This is a genomic window from Streptomyces sp. SN-593, assembly GCF_016756395.1.
Classification (GTDB): Bacteria; Actinomycetota; Actinomycetes; order Streptomycetales; family Streptomycetaceae; genus Actinacidiphila; species Actinacidiphila reveromycinica.
In genome coordinates this window covers 7399694-7424690 of sequence record NZ_AP018365.1, presented here as the reverse complement: position 1 = coordinate 7424690, position 24997 = coordinate 7399694, and the positions used below count along the sequence as shown (strand labels likewise).

The following is a 24997-nucleotide window of genomic DNA, read 5'->3' as shown; positions in this document are numbered from 1 at the left end:
GCACGGCGCCGAGCACGGCACTGAGCACAGCCGGGTCGCCGTGCCACCGCCGTGCATCTCGCCGTCCATGCCGAACGCCTCGGCGGGGTGGACGGTCTTCAGCGCCCTGGTCGATGTCTCCGGCTGGCTGGGCGCCGACCCGCCGACTGCCGCAGGCCCGGGCCGCGATCCACTCGGCACGGGCACGGGGTCGGCCCTCGACCGTCTCCGGGCCGACGACCAGGGTGTCCGACTGTTCGGTCAGCCACCGGTGGGACTGGACCGGGCACCTTGTCGCGCATGCCGCCGAGCGGTCTCCATACCGGCGGCCCGAGGCGGCGGGGCCACGATCGTGGTGCAAGCGGTACCTGACGGCATGCTGCCCTCACTTTCGGAACGGTGCGAAGAAGTTGCGGTCCGACGAGACCTGACGGGCTGGGACGCTACGGCGCTGACTGAGCACCGTCAAGAGGATATTTGAAACGATTTTCCGCGCGCGGCTTTGGGTGATCCGAGGCGAAATCCAGCCGATGCGGGTCCTGTCCGCGGGGCCGGACGACGCACCGATCAGGGTCCGCACGGCGCGTAAGAGCATCAATTGCTCTGTGCGCTGCACATATTCAGTCTCTTGACGGCGCCGCCGTATGCCTTTTACGCCGGTGCGCCGCAAAGACCGGCTCGGCCGACGAGTTCCGCCGAGCCTTGTCTCCATGCCATCGGCCGCTCGCCGACATCGACGCCGGACGGCTGGTTGTTACGTTTCACCAGCCGCGGTCCCGGCTCCGCCACGGTTCCTCCGCTCTTCCCGGACGGCGCCGCCCGGCACGGCACCACGGCCGTCCTCGTTCGCCGCCTCGGGTGACGGTGGTCGGCGACAGCCCAGCGGCCGAGCCGGCGGCGGCGCGCGCTCAGTTACTCCTCCTCCTTGTTTCGCGGCAGACCATTCGGCTACTTGTCGAACCCGCGCTCGACGATCTGGTAGAGATCCTCGTTCGTGGCCGATTCCAGGTCGTCCTCCTCGCCCGCCTCTGATTCCTGCGCTCGCCAGTCCGCCATCAGGGCATACAACTGTTCGGTGATCCTCCCGCGATCGACGTCTTCGAGAGGCACAGCCGACAACACAGCGCGCAGACCGTCCAGATCTGCCAGGGCCGTCTCGATGGCGCCGGCTTCGCGCGGCACCAGTTGTTCGTGCAGATGCCGGGCGAGGTCCAGGGGGACGGGGTGGTCGAAGACCAGGGTGGCGGGCAGGCTCAGGCCGGTCTCGGCCGAGAGCCGGTTGCGGAGCTCCAGCGCCGTCAGGGAGTCGAGGCCCAGTTCACGGAAGGCCCGCTGGGGATCGATGTCCCCGGGGCGGGCATGGCCCAGGACCACGGCCGCGGCGGCCCGAACGATCTGCAGGACCTCCTGCTCGCGATCGGCGGGAGGAAGCGCGGCCAACCGGGCCGCCAGGCCACCCGCATCCGCGGCCACGGCCGCCGTCGGACGCTCGGTGACACCGCCAGCGGCGGCCAGCTCCCGCAGCAGCCCGGGCACCGGCCTTCCGCCGCGGGACAACCCCGTCAGGTCCAGCCGGGCCGGGACGGCCAGCGGCGCGCCCAACGCGGTAGCGGCCTCGAACAGCGCCATGCCCTGCTCCGTCGACAGCGGCTGGACGCCGCCACGGCGCAGACGGGACAGACCCGTGCCGTCGAGGTGGCCGGTCATCTCCGAGGCTTGGGCCCACAATCCCCACGCCAGCGACTGGCCGGCCAGGTGGCGGTCGCGGCGGTGGGCGGCGAGTGCGTCGAGGAACGCGTTCGCGGCGGCGTAGCTGCCCTGCCCGGGGCTGCCCATGACCGCCGCGGCCGAGGAGTACAGCACGAAGCCGGCCAGGCCCGCGCCCTCGGTCAATTCGTGCAGGTTCCAGGCCGCGTCCGCCTTCGCCGCCAGGACCGGCGCCATGCGCTCGGGCGTCAGCGACTCCACGGTGGCGTCGTCGATCACCCCGGCGGCGTGCACCACCGCCGTCAACGGGCGGAGTGCTGTATCCCGGTGCAGGATCGAGGCGAGGGCGTCGCGGTCGGCGGCGTCGCCGGCCTGCACCCGCACTTCAGCGCCCGATCCGGCGAGTTCCGCGACCAGGCGGGCCGCTCCCGGAGCCGCCGGGCCGCGCCGGGACATCAGCAGCAGATGCCGCATGCCCCGGGAGCCGGCCAGGTGCCGGGCCAACTCCCCACCCAACGTCCCGGTGCCGCCCGTGACCAGTACCGTCCCCTCGGGGTCCCATTCAGCAGGGACGTTCACGACGACCTTGCCGATGTGCCGGGCGGCCTGGAGGTGACGCAGCGCCGCCACCGCCTGCGACAGCTCGAAGCACGTCACCGGCGGCGGAGTCAGCTCACCCCCGTCGAACATCGCGCCCAGTTCGGCCAGCATCTCCGCCACCCGCGGCACACCGGCGTCCATCAGGTCGAACGCCTGGTAGACGACCCCGGGGTGGGCCTCGGCGACCTGCTCGGGGTCGCGGATGTCGGTCTTGCCCATCTCCACGAACCGGCCACCGCGCGGCAGCAGCCGCAGGGAGGCGTCCGTGAACTCCCCGGCCAGCGCGTTCACCACCACGTCCATGCCCTCGCCACCGGTCACGGCAAGGAACTGGTCGCAGAACGCCAGATCACGGGTCGAGGCGATATGGGTGTCGGACACCCCCATGGCCCGCAACGCGGACTGCTTGGCCGGACTCGCCGTCGCAAAGACCTCCAGGCCCCAGGCCTGGGCAAGCTGCACCGCGGCCGTGCCGACACCACCCGTACCGGCATGAATCAGCACCCGCTGACCGGGACGGACCCGGGCCAGATCCCGCAACCCGTAGAACGCCGTCAGGAACCCGACCGGCACCGCCGCAGCCTGCTGGAACGACCAACCCTGCGGGACAGCAGCCACCAACCGGCTGTCCACGATCCCGGCCGGCCCCCAACCCGGAACCAGCCCCATCACCGACTGACCAACCGTCAGGCCGGTCACCCCGGGACCGGTCTCCAGGACGATCCCGGCACCTTCCCCGCCGAGGATCCGGCCGTCGGAGACCATCCCCAGACCGGCGACCACGTCGCGGAAGTTCACCCCCGCCGCACGCAGGCCCACGCGGACCTGACCCTCCGACAGCATCGCATCCGCCTCCGGAGCGTCGATGACAGCGGTACTGCCCAGGTCACCCGGCCGGGTCACCTCCACCCGCCAACCCGCACCACCGGGCAGCACCAGTTCCCCGGACGCCCCGGCCCGGACCAGCCGCCGGCCGAACGCCGCGACGTTCCCGCCGTCAGTAGCGGGTCGGATGCGGATCTCGGGCTCGTCGGCGTCCAGTGCCACGGCCAGGACGGTGTCCACGTCGGCGTCACGGTCCGGGTCGAGACCGGCTGACGGGTCGACATCAACCAGGAGGAGGCGGCCGGGGTGCTCGGACTGCGCCGAGCGGACCAGGCCCACCACCGCCGCACCAGCGAGATCCTGGCCGGCAGCCGCACCCTGGGTCCAGACCACCAGCCGCGCGTCGTCGGTCTCGGGATCGGCCAGCCACTGCTGCACCCAACCCAGCACCGTCGCGGCGGCAACCTGGGCCGCCTGCGGCGCCGAGACCCCGGGCTCCGCAGCCGGAACCACCGCCACCACCACCGGCGCGGAGCCGACCGACTCGCCGTGCCGCACCCACGGCACCGGGGTGGCCGAAGCCTGCGCGGTCAACGGCACCCAGTCCATGGTGAACAGCGACTGCCGCACCTGGCGACCGGACCCGGCGAGCTGACCGGCCGAGGTCTCACGCATCGCCAGCGATTGAGCCCGCAGGACCGGCTGACCGACAGCGTCGAACGCCGTCACCGAGACGCCGCCCGACTCACGGGCCAGGACCACCCGCAGATGGCGGGCACCGCCGGCCAGCAGCCGCACCCCCGACCACGCGAACGGCAATCCCGTCCCGCCGCTGCCGTTGCCGATGCCATTGCTGGTGCTGCTGCTGGTGCCGACGGCCAGGAGACCGTGCAGCGCGGCGTCGAGCAGTGCCGGGTGCAGACCGAACCCGGCCACATCGGAGCCGATGGCCTCGGGCAGTTCGGCTTCGGCGTAGACGGTGTCCCCGGCCTGCCAGACCTGACGCAGGCCCTGGAACGCCGGACCGTAGCCGTAGCCCCGCTCGGCGAACCTCTCGTAGGCGCCGTCGACCGGAACCGGCTCAGCGCCGACCGGAGGCCAAGCGGCCAGCGGGACCGGAACAGGCTCACCACCGCCCGGGACCAGTACGCCCACGGCATGCCGGACCCATTCGCCCTCGCCTCCGCGGGAGGAGACCGTGACGGTTCGGCGGCCGCTGTCGCCTTCGCTGTCACCGACATGGACCTGAAGCTGCACACCACCCTGGCCCGGCAGGACCAGGGGCTCTTGGAGCGTCAACTCCTCCAACGTGCGGCAACCGGCCAGGTCCCCTGCGTGGATCGCCAGGTCCACGAAGGCCGTGCCCGGCAGCAGGACGGTGCCGTGGACGGTGTGGTCGGCCAGCCACGGCATCGCCCCCAGCGACAGACGGCCCGTCAGCACCAGCCCGTCGCCCTCGGCCAGCCACACCGCCGCCGCCAGCAACGGATGCCCCACCCGCTCCTGCCCAGCCGACGAAGCATCCCCACGCCCGGCCACAGCCTTCGGCCAGTAACGCTCCCGCTGGAACGGATACGTCGGCAGCCCGACCTTCACCGCCCGACCCCCGTCAGCGGTCACCGCCGCCCAATCCACCTCCACACCAGCCGTATACGCTCCGGCCAACGCGGTCAGCCAGCGGCTCCGGCCACCATCGCCGCGCTGCAACGTGCCCGCAGCAACCAGATCCTCACCGGCCTGCGCAATCGCCAACCCCAACACCGGATGCGGACTCACCTCCACGAACACCCGATGCCCCTCCGCCGCCAGCATCGCGACGACCTCACCGAACCGCACCGTCCGACGCAGATTCCGGAACCAATACCCACCATCCAACTCAGCCGTATCCACCAGGCGGGCCTCAAGCGTGGAGAAGAACGGCACCGAACCAGAGACCGCGGACACCCCCGCCAGATCCCCGGCAAGACGCTCCTCGACGGCCTCGACATGCGCGGTGTGGGAGGCGTAGTCCACCGCGATCCGCCGCGCCCCCCGATCCGCATACGCCTCCGCGAACTCCGTGCACGCGCTCGCGGCGCCCGCCACCACCACCTGGCGGGGGCCGTTGACGGCCGCGACCGACAAGTCCTCACCCCACGCGGAGATCCACTCCCCCACCTCACCCAACCCCGCCGGCACCGACACCATCCCCCCCGTCCCAGCAAGACCCGCCAACGCCCGACTACGCAACGCCACAACCCGCGCACCGTCCTCCAAGGACAAGCCGCCCGCGACACACGCCGCCGCGATCTCACCCTGACTGTGACCCACCACCACCGCCGGCTCCACACCGCAGGCCCGCCACAGCTCGGCCAAACTGACCGCTACCGCCCACGACGCCGGCTGCACCACATCCACCCGCCCCAACAACCCCGCATCACCCAGCACATCACGAAGCCGCCACTCCACGAACGGCTCCAACGCCGCAGCACACCGCTCCATCGCCGCCGCGAACACCGGCTCCCCATCCCACAGTTCCAGGCCCATCCCGACCCACTGCGCACCCTGACCCGCGAACACGAACACCGGCCCAGACACCGACACCGAACCAACAACCCCGGACACAGCGCCCGGCGCCTCCCGGCCCTCCGCGACCGCCCCCAGACCCGCCAGCAGTTGGTCACGGTCCTCACCAACCACCACCCCACGATGCGAGAACGTCGTCGTCCGCGACACCGCCAACGACAACGCAACGTCCCTGGCCGAAATCTCCGGCCGAGCCCCCACGAACTCCGCCAACCGACCCGCCTGCGCAGCCAACGCCCCACCCGACCGCGCCGACACCACCCACGCCACCGAACCCCCGGATTCCGGCCCTTCCAGGACAGCGGTATCCGGAGCCGAGGCGTCCACGAGGCGTCCGCCGTCGTCGGATCCGTCCGGCGCAGGGCCGTTCACGGTGGGCTCTTCAAGGATCAGGTGGACGTTGGTGCCGCTGATCCCGAACGCCGACACCCCAGCCCGCCGCGGACCAGACCCCACCGGCCACTCCCGCGGCGCCATCAGCAACTCCACCGCCCCCGCCGACCAGTCCACATGCGACGACGGAGCATCCACATGCAGGGACTCGGGCAGCATCCCGTGCCGCATCGCCTGCACCATCTTGATCACGCCCGCCACACCCGCAGCCGCCTGCGTGTGCCCGATGTTCGACTTCACCGAACCCAACAACAACGGCCGACCCTCCGGCCGACCCTGACCGTACGTGGCCAACAGCGCCTGCGCCTCGATCGGATCACCCAACGCCGTACCCGTGCCATGCGCCTCCACCACATCGACATCAGCAGGCTGCAACCCCGCACTCGCCAACGCCGCCCGAATCACCCGCTGCTGCGACGGACCATTCGGCGCCGACAACCCGTTGCTGGCCCCGTCCTGGTTGATCGCGCTCCCCGCCACCACCGCGAGCACCCGGTGCCCACGTTCACGGGCGACGGACAGCCGCTCCAGCACCACTACTCCGACGCCCTCGCCCCACCCGGTGCCGTCGGCGGCATCCGAGAACGGCTTGCACCGGCCATCGGCAGCAAGTCCTCGCTGTCGCGCGAACTCCAGGTACGCGCCCGGGGTGGCCATCACGGTGACGCCGCCCGCGAGCGCGATCCCGCACTCCCCGGACCGCAGCGCCTGCGCGGCCAGGTGGATCGCCGTCAGCGACGAGGAACACGCCGTGTCGATCGAGACCGCGGGACCCTGGAGCCCCAGCGCGTACGCCACGCGTCCGGACGCAACACTCGCCGTCGTCCCGGTCATCCCGTAGCCGCCGGCCCCGTACTGGCCCCCGACTCGGTAGCCGGAGGTGATGATGCCGGCGTAGACGCCCGTGTCGGAGCCGTGGAGTGAACCCGGGGTGATGCCCGCGTCCTCCAGCGCCTCCCAGCACGTCTCCAACAGCAGCCGCTGCTGGGGATCCATCCCCAACGCCTCACGCGGACTGATCCCGAAGAACTCGGCATCGAACTCACCAGCGCTGTCCAGGAAGCCACCCACCGGGGCGTACCGCGCGCCCTCGTCATCGCCCGACTCGAGGTCCGGCAGACCGGCCAGGTCCCAGCCGCGGTTCGACGGGAAGCCCGCCATCGCGTCCGAGCCACCGGCGACCAACTGCCAGAAGCCCTCCGGTCCCTCCGCTCCCCCCGGGAACCGGCAGCCGATTCCGACGATCGCCACCGGCTCGTCCGTACCGACACGAACCGCCGGCCCGGCGCTCTCGCCGAGGGGTTCGGCCGTCCCGCACGCCTCCGCCACCAGGTGCCGGGCGAGTTCCAGCGGGACGGGGTAGTCGAAGACGAGGGTGGCGGGCAGGCTCAGGCCCGTCTCCGCGACCAGTCGGTTGCGCAACTCCAGTGCGGTCAGGGAGTCGAGGCCCAGTTCGCGGAACGCCCGCCGGGGATCGATGTCCCCGGGGCCGGCATGGCCCAGGACAGCCGCCGCAGCCACCCGGACGATCTCGAGGACTTCCTGCTCGCGCTCGGCGCCGGACAGCGCCGCCAACCGGGCCGCCAGGCCGCCCGCGTCCGGAGCCGCGGTCGCCGCCCCGGCCGCGGTCGGGCGGGCGGGACCACCGGCGACCAGGCCGCGCAGCATTGGCGGCAACGGCCTTCCGGGGCGGGACAGCGTCGTCAGGTCCAACAGAGCCGGAATTGCCAAGGGCGCACGCAGCGCGGCTGCGGCGTCGAACAGCGCCAGGCCGCGCTCGGCCGTCAACGGCTGGATGCCGGCACGGCGCAGGCGGGACAGACCCGTGCCGTCGAGGTGGCCGGTCATCTCCGAGGTCTGGGCCCACAAGCCCCAGGCCAGTGACTGGCCGGCCAGGTGCCGGTCCCGGCGGTAGGTGGCGAGTGCGTCCAGGAAGGCGTTCGCGGCGGAGTAACTCCCCTGCCCGGGGCTGCCCATGACCGCCGCGGCCGAGGAGTACAGCACGAAGCCCGCCAGGCCCGCGCCCTCCGTCAACTCGTGCAGGTTCCACGCCGCATCGGCCTTCGCGGCCAGCACCGGCGCCATACGCTCGGGCGTCAACGACTCCACGGTCGCGTCGTCGATCACCCCGGCGGCATGCACCACCGCCGTCAACGGCCGCGCAGCCGCGATCCTTTCCAGCACCGGAGCCAGGGCGTCATGGTCGGCGGCGTCACCCGCCTGCACCCGCACGCACGCTCCCGAGGCCGCCAACTCGGCAGTCAGGCGCGCCACTCCCGGCGCGGCCGGGCCGCGCCGCGACATCAGCACCAGGTGCCGCATGCCACGGGCGTCCACCAGGTGTCGGGCCAACTCCCCGCCCAGCGCCCCCGTTCCGCCCGTGATCAGCACCGTGCCCTGCGCGTCCCACTCGGCGGGCGCGGCCCCGGGCTCCTCCGTCCCCGCCCGGACCAGCCGCCGGCCGAACGCCACCACGCCGCCACCGTCGGCAGCGGGACGGACCCGGACCTCCGGTTCGTCGGCATCCAGCACAGCCGCGAGAACGGTCTCCACGTCGGCGTCGTAGCTGGGGTAGAGCCCGGCTGACGGGTCGACGTCGACCAGGACCAGGCGGCCGGGGTGCTCGGACTGGGCCGAGCGGACCAGACCCGTCACCGCCGCGGCGGCCAGGTCCTGACCGGAGGCCGCTCCCTGCGTCCATACCACCAACCGTGCGGTGTCCGTCTCGGGGTCGGCCAGCCACTGCTGCACCCAGTCCAGCACCGTCGCGGCGGCCACCTGGGCCGCCTGCGGCGCCGACATCCCGAACGGGGCGGCCGGCACGGCCGCGACCGCCACCGGCGCGGAGCCGACCGGCTGGCCGTGCCGTACCCAGTGCACGCCGGCGGCCACCGAAGCCTGCGCGGTCAGCGGGACCCAGTCGACGGTGAACAGCGACTGCCGCACCTGCCGACCCGAGCCGCTGAGCTGACCAGCCGGGACCTCACGCAACGCCAACGACCGCGCCTGCAACACCGGCTGACCGACGGCGTCGAACGCGGTGACCGAGACACCACCCTGGACCTGGGCCAGGGCCACCCGCAGATGGCGTGCACCGCCGGCCAGCAGCCGCACCCCCGACCACGCGAACGGCAGCCCCGTCCCACCGCTGCCGTCACTCGCTGCCAGCAGACCGTGCAGCGCGGCGTCGAGCAGAGCGGGGTGCAGACCGAACCCGGTCGCATCGGCTTCCGCGGCCTGGGGCAGCTCCACCTCGGCGTAGACCGTGTCCCCGGCGCGCCAGACCTGACGCAGACCCTGGAAGGCCGGACCGTAGCCGTAACCACGCCCGGCGAGCTTCTCGTAGGCGTCGTCGACCGGAACCGGCTCCGCGCCGGCCGGTGGCCAAACGGCCAGCGGGGACGGCACCGGCTCACCATCAGTTGCGGCCAGTACGCCCACGGCATGCCGGACCCACTCACCGTCTCCGTCACGGGAGGACACCGTGACCGTTCGGCGGCCGCTGTCGCCTTCGCTGTCACCGACATGGACCTGAAGCTGCACGCCACCCAGGCTCGGCAGGACCAGGGGCTCCTGGAGCGTCAGCTCCTCCAGCATGCCGCACCCGGCCAGGTCACCGGCGTGGACCGCCAAGTCCACGAACGCGGTGCCGGGCAGCAGGACGGTGCCGTGGACCGCATGGTCGGCCAGCCACGGCATCGCCCCCAACGACAGGCGCCCCGTCAACACCAGCCCGTCGCCCTCGGCCAGCCACACCGCAGCACCCAGCAACGGGTGACCGGAGCGCTGCAGTCCGATCGAGGAGGCGTCCCCACGCGCGCTGACGGCCTTGGGCCAGTAGTGCCGGCGCTGGAACGGATACGTCGGCAGAGTCACCTTGCCGGCGCCGGCGGCGGTGCTCACCGCCGCCCAGTCCACCTCCACGCCAGCCGCATACGCACCAGCCAGTGCGGTCAGCCAGCGGTTACGACCGCCATCGCCGCGCTGCAACGTGCCCGCCGCAACCAGGTCCTCACCGGCCTGCGCGACCGCCAACCCCAACACCGGATGCGGACTCACCTCCACGAACACCCGATGACCCTCCGCCGCCAGCGTCGCGACGACCTCACCGAACCGCACCGTCCGACGCAGATTCCGGAACCAGTACCCACCATCCAACTCAGCCGTATCCAGCAGGCGGGCTTCGAGCGTGGAGAAGAACGGCACCGGGCTGCTTTCAGGAACCACCGCGGCCAGGTCCTCCGCCAGACGCTCCTCGACGGCCTCGACATGCGCGGTGTGGGAGGCGTAGTCCACCGCGATCCGCCGCGCACCCCGATCCGCATACGCCTCCGCGAACTCCGTGCACGCCCTCGCGGCACCCGCCACCACCACCTGCCGAGGGCCGTTGACCGCCGCGACCGACAGGTCATCACCCCAGACGGAGATCCACTCCCCCACCTCATCCAGCCCCGCCGGCACCGACACCATCCCACCCGTCCCAGCAAGACCCGCCAACGCCCGACTACGCAACGCCACCACCCGCGCGCCATCCTCCAAGGACAAGCCGCCCGCCACACACGCCGCCGCGATCTCACCCTGACTGTGACCCACCACCGCGGCGGGCTCCACACCGTAGGCACGCCACAACTCCGCCAAACTGACCGCCACCGCCCACGACGCCGGCTGCACCACATCCACCCGCCCCAACAACCCCGCATCCGCGAGCACATCACGCAACCGCCACTCCACGAACGGCTCCAACGCAGCAGCACACCGCTCCATCGCCGCCGCGAACACCGGCTCCCCATCCCACAGTTCCAACCCCATCCCGACCCACTGCGCACCCTGACCCGCGAACACAAACACCGGCCGAGACACCGAACCAGCAACCCCGGACACCACACCGGTCACGACACCCGGCGCCTCCCGGCCCGCCGCGACCGCCCCCAGACCCGCCAGCAGTTGGTCACGCTCCTCCCCGACCACCACCACACGATGCGAGAACGTCGTCGTCCGCGACACCGCCAACGACAACGCCACATCCCGAACCGAAACCCCCGGACGAGCCCCCACGAACTCCGCCAACCGACCCGCCTGCGCAGCCAACGCCCCACCCGACCGCGCCGACACCACCCACACCACCGAACCCCCGGACCCCGACCCCTCCAGGACAGGAATCTCCACGGCAGCCGCATCCTGCGCGGGCTGCTCAAGGATCAGGTGGACGTTGGTGCCGCTGATCCCGAACGCCGACACACCCGCACGCCGCGGACCAGACCCCACCGGCCACTCCCGCGCCGTGCTGAGCAGTTCCACCGCTCCGGCCGACCAATCCACGTGCGACGACGGGGCATCCACATGCAGCGTCTGCGGCAGCGTCCCGTGCCGCATCGCCTGCACCATCTTGATCACACCCGCCACACCCGCAGCCGCCTGCGTGTGACCGATGTTCGACTTCACCGAGCCCAGCAGAAGCGGCCGGCCCTCCGGTCGGTCCTGCCCGTAGGTCGCCAGCAGGGCCTGCGCCTCGATCGGGTCGCCCAGGGCGGTGCCGGTACCGTGCGCCTCCACCACATCGACATCAGCAGGCTGCAACCCCGCACTCGCCAACGCCGCCCGGATCACCCGCTGCTGCGACGGACCATTCGGCGCCGACAAACCATTGCTGGCCCCGTCCTGGTTCACCGCACTACCGGAAACCACCGCCAACACCCGGTGCCCACGCTCCCGCGCATCCGACAACCGCTCCAACACCAGAACCCCGACACCCTCACCCCACCCGGTCCCGTCAGCCGCCTCCGCGAACGGCTTACACCTCCCGTCAGCAGCCAACCCCCGCTGCCGCGCGAACTCCGTGAACGTCCCGGGCGAGGCCATCACCGTCACACCACCGGCGAGCGCCATCCCGCACTCACCCGCGCGGAGCGCCTGCGCCGCAAGGTGAATGGCCGTCAGCGACGACGAGCACGCCGTGTCGATCGAGACGGCAGGACCCTGCAACCCCAGCGAGTACGCCACCCGACCCGACGCCACACTCGCCGTCGTCCCGGTCAGGCCGAAACCACCAGCACCGTCCTGCTCACCGGCCCGGTATCCCGAGGCGATGATGCCGGCGTAGACACCCGTGTCGGAGCCGCGGAGTGACGCCGGGGTGATGCCGGCGTCCTCCAGCGCCTCCCAGCACGTCTCCAAGAGCAGTCGCTGCTGCGGATCCATCCCCAACGCCTCACGCGGACTGATCCCGAAGAACTCCGCATCGAACTCACCCGCACCATCGAGGAACCCGCCCACCGGGGCGAAGGCGGCGCCCTCGTCGGCGGGATCCGGGACGGTCAGGCCGTCCACGTCCCAGCCGCGGTTCGCCGGGAAGCCCGACATCGCGTCGGACCCGGCAGCGACCATCTGCCAGAAGCCCTCCGGATTCTCGACCCCGCCCGGGAACCGGCACCCCATACCGACGATCGCCACCGGTTCGTCCGTCCCGAAGCGGACTGTCGGCACGGTCAGCGTTCCGGCGGCCTCGGCCGTCCCGCACACCTCTGTCACCAGGTGTCGGGCGAGTTCCAGAGGGACGGGGTAGTCGAAGACGAGGGTGGCGGGCAGGGTGAGGCCGATCTCGTTCGCCAACCGGTTGCGCAGCTCCAACCCGGTCAGCGAGTCGATGCCCATGTCCCGGAACGCCCGCTGCGGATCAATGTCCTCGGGCCGGGCATGGCCCAGAACCACCGCCGCAGCCGCCCGGACGATCTGCAGAACCTCCTGCTCACGCTCGACGGGGCCGAGCGCGACCAACCTCGCCGCCAGGCCACCGGCATCCGCAGCAACGGCCGCCGTCGGGCGGGCGGACGCGCCGACTGCCAGACTCCGCAGCAGCGGAAGCAGCGGTCGTCCCGGGCGGGAGAGGGCACTCAGATCCAGTCGGGCCGGGACGGCCAGCGGCGCGCCCAGCGCGGTAGCGGCCTCGAAGAGCGCCAAACCCTGCTCGGTCGACAGCGGCTGGATGCCGCCACGGCGCAGACGGGAGAGGTCGGCGCCGGCCAACTGCCCGGTGATCTCGGAGGTCTGGGCCCACAGCCCCCACGCCAACGACTGACCGGCCAGGTGGCGAGTGCGGCGGTGGGTGGCAAGTGCGTCGAGGAACGCGTTCGCGGCGGCGTAACTGCCTTGCCCGGGGCTGCCCATGACCGCCGCGGCCGAGGAGTAGAGGACGAAGCCCGCCAGGCCCGCGCCCTCGGTCAATTCGTGCAGGTTCCAGGCCGCGTCCGCCTTCGCCGCCAAGACCTTCGTCATCCGCTCGGGCGTCAACGACTCCACGGTCGCGTCGTCGATCACCCCGGCGGCGTGCACCACCGCCGTCAACGGACGGAGTGCTGTATCCCGGTGCAGGATCGAGGCGAGGGCGTCGCGGTCGGCGGCGTCGCCGGCCTGCACCCGCACCTCCGCACCAAGCTCAGCCAACTCGGCAGCCATGCGCGCCACGCCCGGAGCCGCCGGACCGCGCCGGGACAACAGCAGCAGATGCCGCATGTCCCGGACCTTGACCAGGTGCCGGGCCAACTCCCCACCCAGGGTCCCGGTCCCGCCCGTGACCAGTACCGTGCCCTCGGGGTCCCATTCGGCGGGGACGTTCACGACGACCTTGCCGATATGGCGGGCAGCTTGGAGGTGGCGCAGTGCCGCCACCGCCTGGGACAGCTCGAAGCACGTCACCGGAGGCGGAGTCAGCTCACCTGCGTCGAACATCGCACCGAGTTCGGCGAACATCTCCGCGACCCGCGGGGCACCGGAGTCCATCGTGTCGAACGCCCGGTAGACGACCCCGGGGTGGGCCTCGGCGACCTGCTCGGGGTCGCGGATATCAGTCTTGCCCATCTCGACAAACCGGCCACCGCGCGGAAGCAACCGCAGCGAGGCGTCCGTGAACTCCCCGGCCAGCGCGTTGACGACCACGTCCATGCCCTCGCCACCGGTCACGGCAAGGAACCGCTCGCAGAACGCGAGATCACGGGTCGAGGCGATATGGCTCTCGTCCACGCCCATGGCCCGCAAAGCGGACTGCTTGGCCGGACTCGCCGTCGCAAAGACCTCCAGGCCCCACGCCTGGGCCAGTTGCACCGCGGCCGTGCCGACACCACCGGTCCCGGCATGGATGAGGACCCGCTGACCGGGACGGACCTGGGCCAGATCCCGCAACCCGTAGAACGCGGTCAGGAACCCGACCGGCACCGCCGCGGCCTGCTGGAACGACCAACCCCGCGGGACAGCAGCCACCAACCGGCTGTCCACGACCCCGACCGGCCCCCAACCCGGAACCAGCCCCATCACCGACTGACCGACCGTCAGGCCAGTCACCCCGGGACCGATCTCCAGGACGATGCCGGCGCCTTCCCCGCCGAGACCACGGTTGTCCGCAACCATTCCCAGACCGGCAACCACGTCGCGGAAGTTCACCCCCACCGCACGCAGCCCCACCCGCACCTGGCCCGCCGACAGCGCCACGCCCGCCTCGGGAGCGTCCACGACAGCGGCACTGCCCAAGTCACCCGGCCGAGCAACCTCCACTCGCCAACCCGCACCACCCGGCAGCGCCAGCTCACTGGCGCGGGCCAGCCGCCGGCCGAACGCCGCGACGCCCCCACCATCACTGGCCGGCGATATGCGGACCTCGGGCTCGTCGGCGTCCAGGGCCAGGGCCAGGACGGTGTCCACATCACCGTCACGGTCAGAGTCCAGGCCGGCCGACGGGTCGACATCGACCAGCAGGAGACGGCCGGGATGCTCGGACTGGGCCGAGCGGAGCAGACCCGTCACCGCCGCGGCAGCCAGGTCCTGACCGGCAGCCGCACCCTGGGTCCAGACCACCAACCGCGAACCATCGGTCGCGGGATCGGCCAGCCACTGCTGCACCCAACCCAGCACCGTCGCGGCAGCCGACTGGGCCGCTCGCGGAGCCGACACCCCGGATTCCGCGGCCGGAACCGTGGCAACAACAACGGGCGCCAGCTCAGCCCCGCCGTGCCGCACCCATTGCACCGCAGTGCCAACGGCCTGAGATGCCGGCAGCGGGACCCAGTCCACGGTGAACAGCGACTGCCGCACCTGCCGACCCGAGCCGCTGAACTGACCAGCCGGGACCTCACGCAACGCCAACGACCGCGCCCGCAGAACCGGCGCACCCACACCGTCGAACGCCGTCACCGAAACGCCGCCCGACTCACGGGCCAGGACCACCCGCAAGTGGCGAGCGCCGCTCGCCAGCAGCCGCACCCCCGACCACGCGAACGGCAACCCCGTCCCAGGACCACCTTCACTGGCGGCCAGGAGACCGTGCAGCGCGGCATCGAGCAGTGCCGGATGCAGACCGAACCCGGCCACGTCGGAGTCGACGACCTCAGGCAGCTCGACCTCGGCATAGACGGTGTCCCCGGAGCGCCAGACCTGACGCAGACCCTGGAACGCCGGACCGTAGCCATAACCACGCTCGGCGAAGTTCTCGTAGGCGCCGTCGACCGGAACCGGCTCCGCGTCGGCCGGTGGCCAGGCGTCAAGCGGGGCCGGGACGGGCTCACTGCCGACCGGGACCAGTACGCCCACGGCATGCCGGACCCACTCGCCGTCGCCGCCGCCGTCACGGGAGGACACCGTGACGGTTCGGCGACCGCTGTCGCCTTCGCTGTCACCGACGTGGACCTGAAGCTGCACACCACCCGAGCCCGGCAGAACCAGGGGTTCCCGGAGCGTCAACTCCTCCAACACACCGCACCCCGCCAGATCCCCCGCATGGACCGCGAGATCCACGAACGCGGTGCCCGGGAGCAGGACGGTGCCGTGGACGGTGTGGTCGGCCAGCCACGGCATCGCCCCCAACGACAGGCGCCCCGTCAACACCAGCCCGTCGCCCTCGGCCAGCCACACCGCCGCACCCAGCAGCGGATGCCCCACCCGCTCCTGCCCCACCGACGAAACATCCCCACGACCGGCCGCAGCCTTCGGCCAGTAGTGCCGGCGCTGGAACGGATACGTCGGCAGAGCAACCGTCCTCGCACTCCCACCGGCGGCGGTGGCCACCGCGGCCCAATCAACGTCCACACCCGCCGCATACAACCCCGCCACCGCCCGCACCACCGACTCCGCCTCATCCCCACCCCCACGCAACGCCGGCACCCACAACGACACCCCCGACTCATCCATCGCCGACAACGCACCATCCGGACCCAACTCCGCAAACACACCCACCCCCCGCGCCCGCATCGCCTCCACCACATCGTGATGACGCACCGTCCCCCGCACATGCCCCACCCAATACCCCGGATCCCGCACATCCGCCCCCACCACCCCCGACACCAACACCAACCCCGGCTCACCAAACGACACCCCCTCCAACACCCCCCGAAACTCACCCAACATCGGATCCATCAACGGCGAATGAAACCCATGACCCACCCGCAACCGCCTAACACGCCCACCCCCCGCACGCCACACCCCCGCCAACTCCTCCACCACCGACCCCACACCCGAAATCACCGACTGCCGAGGACCATTCACCGCCGCCACCGACACCCCCACACGCCCCGCCACCAACCCCTCCGCCTCCACACCCGACGCATCCAACACCACCATCGCCCCACCCCCACCCAACCCCTCCATCAAACGACCCCGCGCCGCCACCACCGCACACGCATCCTCCAAACCCCACACCCCCGCCACATAAGCCGCCGTCACCTCACCCAACGAATGACCCGCCACACAATCCGGCACCACACCCCACGACGACCACAACCGAAACAACCCCACCTGCACCGCAAACAACCCCGCCTGCGCAAACACCGTCCGATCCAACTCCCCACCCCCCACACCAATCACCTCACGCAACGACCCCGGCAACAAACCCTCAAAACACTCACACACCTCATCAAACGCCCGAGCAAACACCGGAAACACCCCACACAACCCCAACCCCATCCCCACCCGCTGCGAACCCTGACCCGAAAACACCACCCCCACCCGACCACCACCAGCAACACCAGACACCACACCCGGCCCCTCCCGGCCCGCCGCAACCGCCCCCAGACCCGCCAACAACTCCTCACGACCCCCACCCACCACCGCCAGACGATGCGCAAACCCCGTCGTCCGCGTCACCGCCAACGACAACGCCACATCCCGAACCCCCACCTCCGGCCGAGCCCCCACAAACTCCGCCAACCGACCCGCCTGCGCAGCCAACGCCCCAGCCGACCGCGCCGACACCACCCACGCCACCGAACCCCCCGACCCCGACCCCGACCCCGACCCCAAGGCAGACTCCTGCTCCGGCTCAACCTGGACAGCCGCATCCTGCGCGGGCTGCTCAAGGATCAGGTGCACATTGGTGCCGCTGATCCCGAACGCCGACACCCCAGCCCGCCGCGGACCAGACCCCGCCGGCCATTCCCGCGGCGCCGTCAGCAACTCCACCGCCCCCGCCGACCAATCCACATGCGACGACGGAGCATCCACATGCAGGGACTCGGGCAGCATCCCGTGCCGCATCGCCTGCACCATCTTGATCACACCCGCCACACCAGCCGCCGCCTGCGTGTGACCGATGTTCGACTTCACCGAACCCAACAACAACGGCCGGCCCTCCGGCCGACCCTGACCGTACGTCGCCAGCAGCGCCTGCGCCTCGATCGGGTCACCCAGGGCCGTACCCGTACCATGCGCCTCCACCACATCAACATCAGCCGGCTGCAACCCCGCACTCGCCAACGCCGCCCGAATCACCCGCTGCTGCGACGGACCATTCGGCGCCGACAACCCATTGGACGCGCCATCCTGGTTCACCGCACTACCGGAGATCACCGCCAACACCCGGTGCCCACGCTCACGGGCCACGGACAGCCGCTCCAACACCAGGACCCCGACACCCTCACCCCACCCGGTCCCGTCAGCCGCCTCCGCGAACGGCTTGCACCGGCCATCGGCAGCAAGTCCTCGCTGCCGAGCGAACTCCGTGAACGTCCCAGGAGTCGGCATGACGGTGACGCCGCCCGCGAGCGCCATCCCGCACTCACCCGCGCGGAGCGCCTGCGCCGCGAGGTGGATGGCCGTCAGCGACGACGAGCACGCCGTGTCGATCGAGACGGCAGGCCCCTGAAGCCCGAGCGCATACGCCACCCGACCCGACGCGACACTCGCCGTCGTCCCGGTCATCCCGAAGCCGCCAGCCCCGTCCTGCTCACCGACCCGGTACCCCAACGCGATGATGCCGGCATAAACCCCGGTATCAGTGCCCTTCAGCGAACCCGGGGTGATGCCCGCGTCCTCCAGCGCCTCCCAGCACGTCTCCAACAGCAGCCGCTGCTGGGGATCCATCCCCAACGCCTCACGCGGACTGATCCCGAAGAACTCCGCATCGAACTCACCGGCACCATCGAGGAAACCACCCACCGGAGTGTAGGCAGCGCCCTCGTCACCGGAATCGGACAGGCCCGGCGTCTCCCACCCACGGTTCGCCGGGAAGCCCGACATCGCATCGGTCCCGGCAGCGACCATCTGCCAGAAACCCTCCGGGTCCTCGACCCCGCCCGGGAACCGGCACCCCATACCGACGATCGCCACCGGCTCGTCCGTGCCGACACGGACCACCGGAAGAGCGGTCCCCCCGACGACCCCGTCGGCCTCGCACACCTCGCCCACCAGGAACCGGGCGACCTCCAGTGGTGTCGGCTGGTCGAAGACCAGGGTGGCGGGGAGGGTGAGGCCGGTCTCGTTCGCGAGCCGGTTGCGCAGCTCCAGCCCGGTCAGGGAATCGATGCCCATGTCCCGGAACGCCCGCTGCGGATCAATGTCCTCGGGCCGGGCATGGCCCAGCACAACCGCCGCAGCCGCCCGGACGATCTCCAGAACCTCCTGCTCACGCTCGACGGGGCCGAGCGCGGCCAACCGCGCCGCCAGACCGCCGGCATCCGCAGCAACGGCCGCCGTCGGGCGGGCCGCAGCGCCAACGGCCAACCCGCGCAGCAGCGCGGGCACCGGGCGACCGCCGCGGGACAGACCCGTCAGTTCCAGCCGGGCCGGGACGGCCAGCGGCGCGCCCAACGCGGTAGCGGCCTCGAACAGCGCCAGCCCCTGCTCCGTCGTCAACGGCTGGACGCCGCCACGGCGCAGACGGGACAGACCCGTGCCGTGGAGGTGGCCGGTCATCTCCGAGGTCTGGCCCCACAAGCCCCACGCCAGCGACTGACCGGTCAGGTGGCGAGTGCGGCGGTGGGTGGCAAGTGCGTCGAGGAACGCGTTCGCGGCGGCGTAACTGCCCTGCCCGGGGCTGCCCATGACCGCCGCGGCCGAGGAGTACAGCACGAAGCCCGCCAGGCCCGCGCCCTCCGTCAACTCGTGCAGGTTCCACGCCGCATCGGCCTTCGCCGCCAGCACCGGCGCCATCCGCTCGGGCGTCAACGACTCCACGGTCGCGTCGTCGATCACCCCGGCGGCATGCACCACCGCCGCCAACGGACGATCGACCGCGACCTTGGCCAGGACCGAGGCGAGAGCGTCGCGATCGGCGGCATCGCCGGCCTGCACCCGCACCTCCGCACCCGATCCGGCGAGTTCCGCGACCAGGCGCGCCACCCCCGGCGCCGCCGGGCCGCGCCGGGACAACAGCAGCAGATGCCGCATGCCACGCACGTCCACCAGGTGCCGGGCCAACTCCCCACCCAGCGTCCCGGTCCCACCGGTCACCAGCACCGTGCCCTCGGGGTCCCACTGGGCCGGAAGGTTCAGCACGACCTTGCCCACGTGCCGGGCGGCCTGGAGATGGCGCAGCGCCGCCACCGCCTGCGACAGCTCGAAGCACGTCACCGGAGGCGGAACCAGCTCACCCGCCTCGAACATCGCGCCCAGCTCGGCCAGCATCTCCGCCACCCGCGGCTCGCCCGCGTCCATCAGGTCGAACGCCTGATACACCACGCCCGGATAGGTCTGGGCCACCTGCTCGGGGTCGCGGATATCGGTCTTGCCCATCTCCACGAACCGACCACCGCGCGGCAGCAACCGCAGCGACGCGTCCGTGAACTCCCCGGCCAGCGCATTGACGACCACGTCCATACCCTCGCCACCGGTCACAGCCAGGAACCGCTCGCAGAACGCCAGATCACGGGTCGAGGCGATATGGCTCTCCTCCACCCCCATCGCCCGCAACGCGGACTGCTTGGCCGGACTCGCCGTCGCAAAGACCTCCAGGCCCCACGCCCGGGCAAGCTGCACCGCCGCCGTACCGACACCACCAGTCCCGGCATGGATGAGGACCCGCTGACCGGGACGGACCTGGGCCAGATCCCGCAACCCGTAGAACGCCGTCAGGAACCCGACCGACACCGCCGCGGCCTGCTGGAACGACCAACCCCGCGGGACAGCAGCCACCAACCGGCTGTCCACGACCCCGACCGGCCCCCAACCCGGCACCAGCCCCATCACCGACTGACCGACGGCCAGACCATCCACCCCGGGACCGATCTCCAGGATGATCCCGGCGCCTTCCCCGCCGAGGCCGCGGTTGTCCGCGACCATCCCGAGGCCGGTCACCACGTCGCGGAAGTTCACGCCCACCGCGCGCAGGCCCACCCGCACCTGGCCCGCCGACAGCGCCACGCCCGCCTCGGGAGCGTCGATGACAACGGCACTGCCCAGGTCACCCGGCCGAGCCACCTCCACCCGCCAACCCGCACCACCCGGCAACGCCAGCTCACTGGCGCGTGTTAAGCGCCGACCAAGGGCAACCACGCCCCCGCCGTCAGCAGCCGAAGAGATACGAACCTCGGGCTCGTCAGCTTCCAGGACCACGGCCAGGGCGGTGTCCACATCGCCGTCGTGGGTCGGGTCGAGACCGGCTGACGGGTCGACATCGACCAGCACGAGACGGCCGGGATGCTCGGACTGAGCCGAGCGCACCAGGCCCACCACCGCCGCGGCGGCCAGGTCCTGGCCGGAGGCCGCGCCCCGGGTCCAGACCACCAGCCGCGCATCATCGGTGGCGGGATCGGCCAGCCACTGCTGCACCCAACCCAGCACCGTCGCCGCAGCCACCTGAGCCGCCCGCGGCGCAGACACCCCCGGCTCGGCAGTCGGAACAGCCGCGACCACCACGGACGCAGTGCCGAGCGACTCGCCATGCCGCACCCACGGCACCGGGGCGGCCGAAGCCTGCGCGGTCAGCGGGACCCAGTCCACGGTGAACAGCGACTGCCGCACCTGCCGCCCCGAGCCGCTGAGCTGCCCGGCCGATGCCTCACGCAGCGCCAACGACCGCGCGTGCAGAACCGGTGCACCCACACCGTCGAACGCGGTGACCGAGACACCCCCCTGCGCCGGGGCCAGAACAACCCGCAAGTGGCGGGCACCACCGGCCAACAGCCGCACCCCCGACCACGCGAACGGCAACCCCGCCCCGCCACTACTGTGGCTGCTACCGACGGCCAGCAGACCGTGCAAAGCGGCATCAAGCAGAGCCGGATGCAGACCGAACCCGGCCACATCGGAGTCGACGACCTCCGGCAGCTCGACCTCGGCGTAGACGGTGTCCCCGGCGCGCCAGACCTGACGCAGACCCTGGAACGCCGGACCATAGCCGTAGCCCCGCTCGGCGAAGTTCTCGTAGGCACCGTCGACCGGAACCGGCTCCGCGTCGGCCGGTGGCCAGGCGTCCAGCGGGGCCGGGACGGGCTCACTGCCGACCGGGGTGAGCACGCCGACCGCGTGTCGCACCCACTCGCCGTCCCCTTCACGGGAGGAGACCGTGACCGTTCGGCGGCCGCTGTCGTCGTCGCTGTCACCGACGTGGACCTGAAGCTGCACACCACCCGAGGCGGGCAGGACCAGGGGTTCCTGGAGCGTCAGCTCCTCCAGCATGCCGCACCCGGCCAGGTCCCCGGCGTGGACTGCGAGGTCCACGAAGGCCGTACCCGGGAGCAGGACGGTGCCGTGGACGGTGTGGTCGGCCAGCCACGGCATCACCCCCAACGACAGGCGCCCCGTCAACACCAACCCGTCGCCCTCGGCCAGCCACACCGCAGCACCCAGCAACGGATGCCCCACCCGCTCCTGCCCCACCGACGAAACATCCCCACGCGCGCTGACGGCCTTGGGCCAGTAGTGCCGGCGCTGGAACGGATACGTCGGCAGAGCAACCCTCCTCGCACCCCCACCCCCGCCGGCTGCGGTGGCCACCGCGGCCCAATCCACATCCACACCCGCCGCATACAACCCCGCCACCGCCCGCACCACCGACTCCGCCTCATCCCCACCCCCACGCAACGCCGGAACCCACAACGACACCCCCGACTCATCCATCGCCGACAACGCACCATCCGGACCCAACTCCGCAAACACACCCACCCCCCGCGCCCGCATCGCCTCCACCACATCGTGATGACGCACCGTCCCCCGCACATGCCCCACCCAATACCCCGGATCCCGCACATCCGCCCCCACCACCCCCGACACCAACACCAACCCCGGCTCACCAAACGACACCCCCTCCAACACCCCCCGAAACTCACCCAACATCGGATCCATCAACGGCGAATGAAACCCATGACCCACCCGCAACCGCCTAACACGCCCACCCCCCGCACGCCACACCCCCGCCAACTCCTCCACCACCGACCCCACACCCGAAATCACCGACTGCCGAGGACCATTCACCGCCGCCACCGACACCCCCACACGCCCCGCCACCAACCCCTCCGCCTCCACACCCGACGCATCCAACACCACCATCGCCCCACCCCCACCCAACCCCTCCATCAAACGACCCCGCGCCGCCACCACCGCACACGCATCCTCCAAACCCCACACCCCCGCCACATAAGCCGCCGTCACCTCACCCAACGAATGACCCGCCACACAATCCGGCACCACACCCCACGACGACCACAACCGAAACAACCCCACCTGCACCGCAAACAACCCCGCCTGCGCAAACACCGTCCGATCCAACTCCCCACCCCCCACACCAATCACCTCACGCAACGACCCCGGCAACAAACCCTCAAAACACTCACACACCTCATCAAACGCCCGAGCAAACACCGGAAACACCCCACACAACCCCAACCCCATCCCCACCCGCTGCGAACCCTGACCCGAAAACACCACCCCCACCCGACCACCACCAACACCAGCAACACCGCCACCAGAACCAACAGAACCCACACCAGAACCCGCACCAGCCACACCAGACACACCACCAACAACCCCCGACACCACACCCGGCACCACCTCCCCCCGGCCCGCCGCAACCGCCCCCAGACCCGCCAACAGTTGGTCACGGTCCTCACCCACCACCGCCACACGATGCGCAAACCCCGTCGTCCGCGTCACCGCCAACGACAACGCCACATCCCGAACCCCCACCTCCGGCCGAGCCCCCACAAACTCCGCCAACCGACCCGCCTGCGCAGCCAACGCCCCAGCCGACCGCGCCGACACCACCCACGCCACCGAACCCCCAGACCCCGACCCCGACCCCGAGGCAGACTCCACCCCATCCAGGACAGGGACATCCCCCGCGGACACGTCCTGCGCGGGCTGCTCAAGGATCAGGTGCACATTGGTGCCGCTGATCCCGAACGCCGACACACCAGCCCGCCGCGGACCGGACCCCACCGGCCACTCCCGCGGCGCCGTCAACAACTCCACCGCCCCCGCCGACCAGTCCACGTGCGAGGACGGGGCGTCCACGTGCAACGTCTGCGGCAGCGTCCCGTACCGCATCGCCTGCACCATCTTGATCACACCCGCCACACCCGCAGCCGCCTGGGTATGACCGATGTTCGACTTCACCGAACCCAACAGAAGCGGCCGACCCTCCGGTCGACCCTGACCGTAGGTCGCCAACAGCGCCTGCGCCTCGATCGGATCACCCAGGGCCGTACCAGTTCCGTGCGCCTCCACCACATCGACATCACCCGGCTGAAGCCCCGCACCCGCCAACGCCGCCCGGATCACCCGCTGCTGCGACGGACCATTCGGCGCCGACAACCCGTTGGACGCGCCATCCTGGTTCACCGCACTACCGGAGATCACCGCCAACACCCGGTGCCCACGCTCACGGGCCACGGACAGCCGCTCCAACACCAGGACCCCGACACCCTCACCCCACCCGGTCCCGTCAGCCGCCTCCGCGAACGGCTTGCACCGGCCATCAGCAGCCAACCCTCGCTGCCGAGCGAACTCCGTGAACGTCCCGGGCGAGGCCATCACCGTCACACCGCCGGCCAGCGCCATCCCGCACTCACCCGCGCGGAGCGCCTGCGCAGCCAGGTGAATCGCCATCAGCGACGAGGAGCAAGCCGTGTCCACCGACACCGCGGGACCCTGTAACCCCAGCGCGTACGCCACCCGACCCGACGCCACACTCGCCGTCGTCCCGGTCAGGCCGAAACCCCCGGCACCATCCTGCTCACCGACCCGGTAGCCCGAGGCGATGATCCCGGCGTAGACACCCGTGTCGGTGCCCTTCAGCGAACCCGGAGTGATGCCCGCGTCCTCCAGCGCCTCCCAGCACGTCTCCAACAGCAGCCGCTGCTGGGGATCCATCCCCAACGCCTCACGCGGACTGATCCCGAAGAACTCCGCATCGAACTCACCGGCACCATCGAGGAAACCACCCACAGGAGTGTAGGCAGCGCCCTCGTCACGGGGATCGGACAGGCCCGGCGTCTCCCACCCACGGTTCGCCGGAAAGCCCGACATCGCGTCGGTCCCGGCAGCGACCATTCGCCAGAAGCCCTCCGGGTCCTCGACCCCGCCCGGGAACCGGCACCCCATACCGACGATCGCCACCGGTTCCTTTTCGCGTGCCTCGATCTTCCGCAGGCGTTCCTTGGTCTCGTAGGAGTCGGCCGTGACCTTCTTCAGATAGCTGAGGAGCTTCTCGTGCTCTGTCATCTCAGTCATGGGA

Annotated in this window: 1 protein-coding gene; it reads right to left on the bottom strand. The window is 71.3% G+C overall.

Going from position 1 to position 24997, the window contains the following annotated elements:
• Positions 1-927: 927 nt before the first annotated feature.
• Entirely contained in the window at positions 928-24984 is a 24057-nt protein-coding gene (locus RVR_RS38080) for an SDR family NAD(P)-dependent oxidoreductase (RefSeq protein WP_430393252.1), read from the bottom strand.
• Between the last annotated feature and the right edge of the window lie 13 nt (positions 24985-24997).

What these genes read in the sequence shown, in the direction of transcription:
- RVR_RS38080 (WP_430393252.1), bottom strand. Translation starts at nt 24,984, where the DNA reads ATGACAGAGCACGAGAAGCTCCTCAGCTATCTGAAGAAGGTCACGGCC.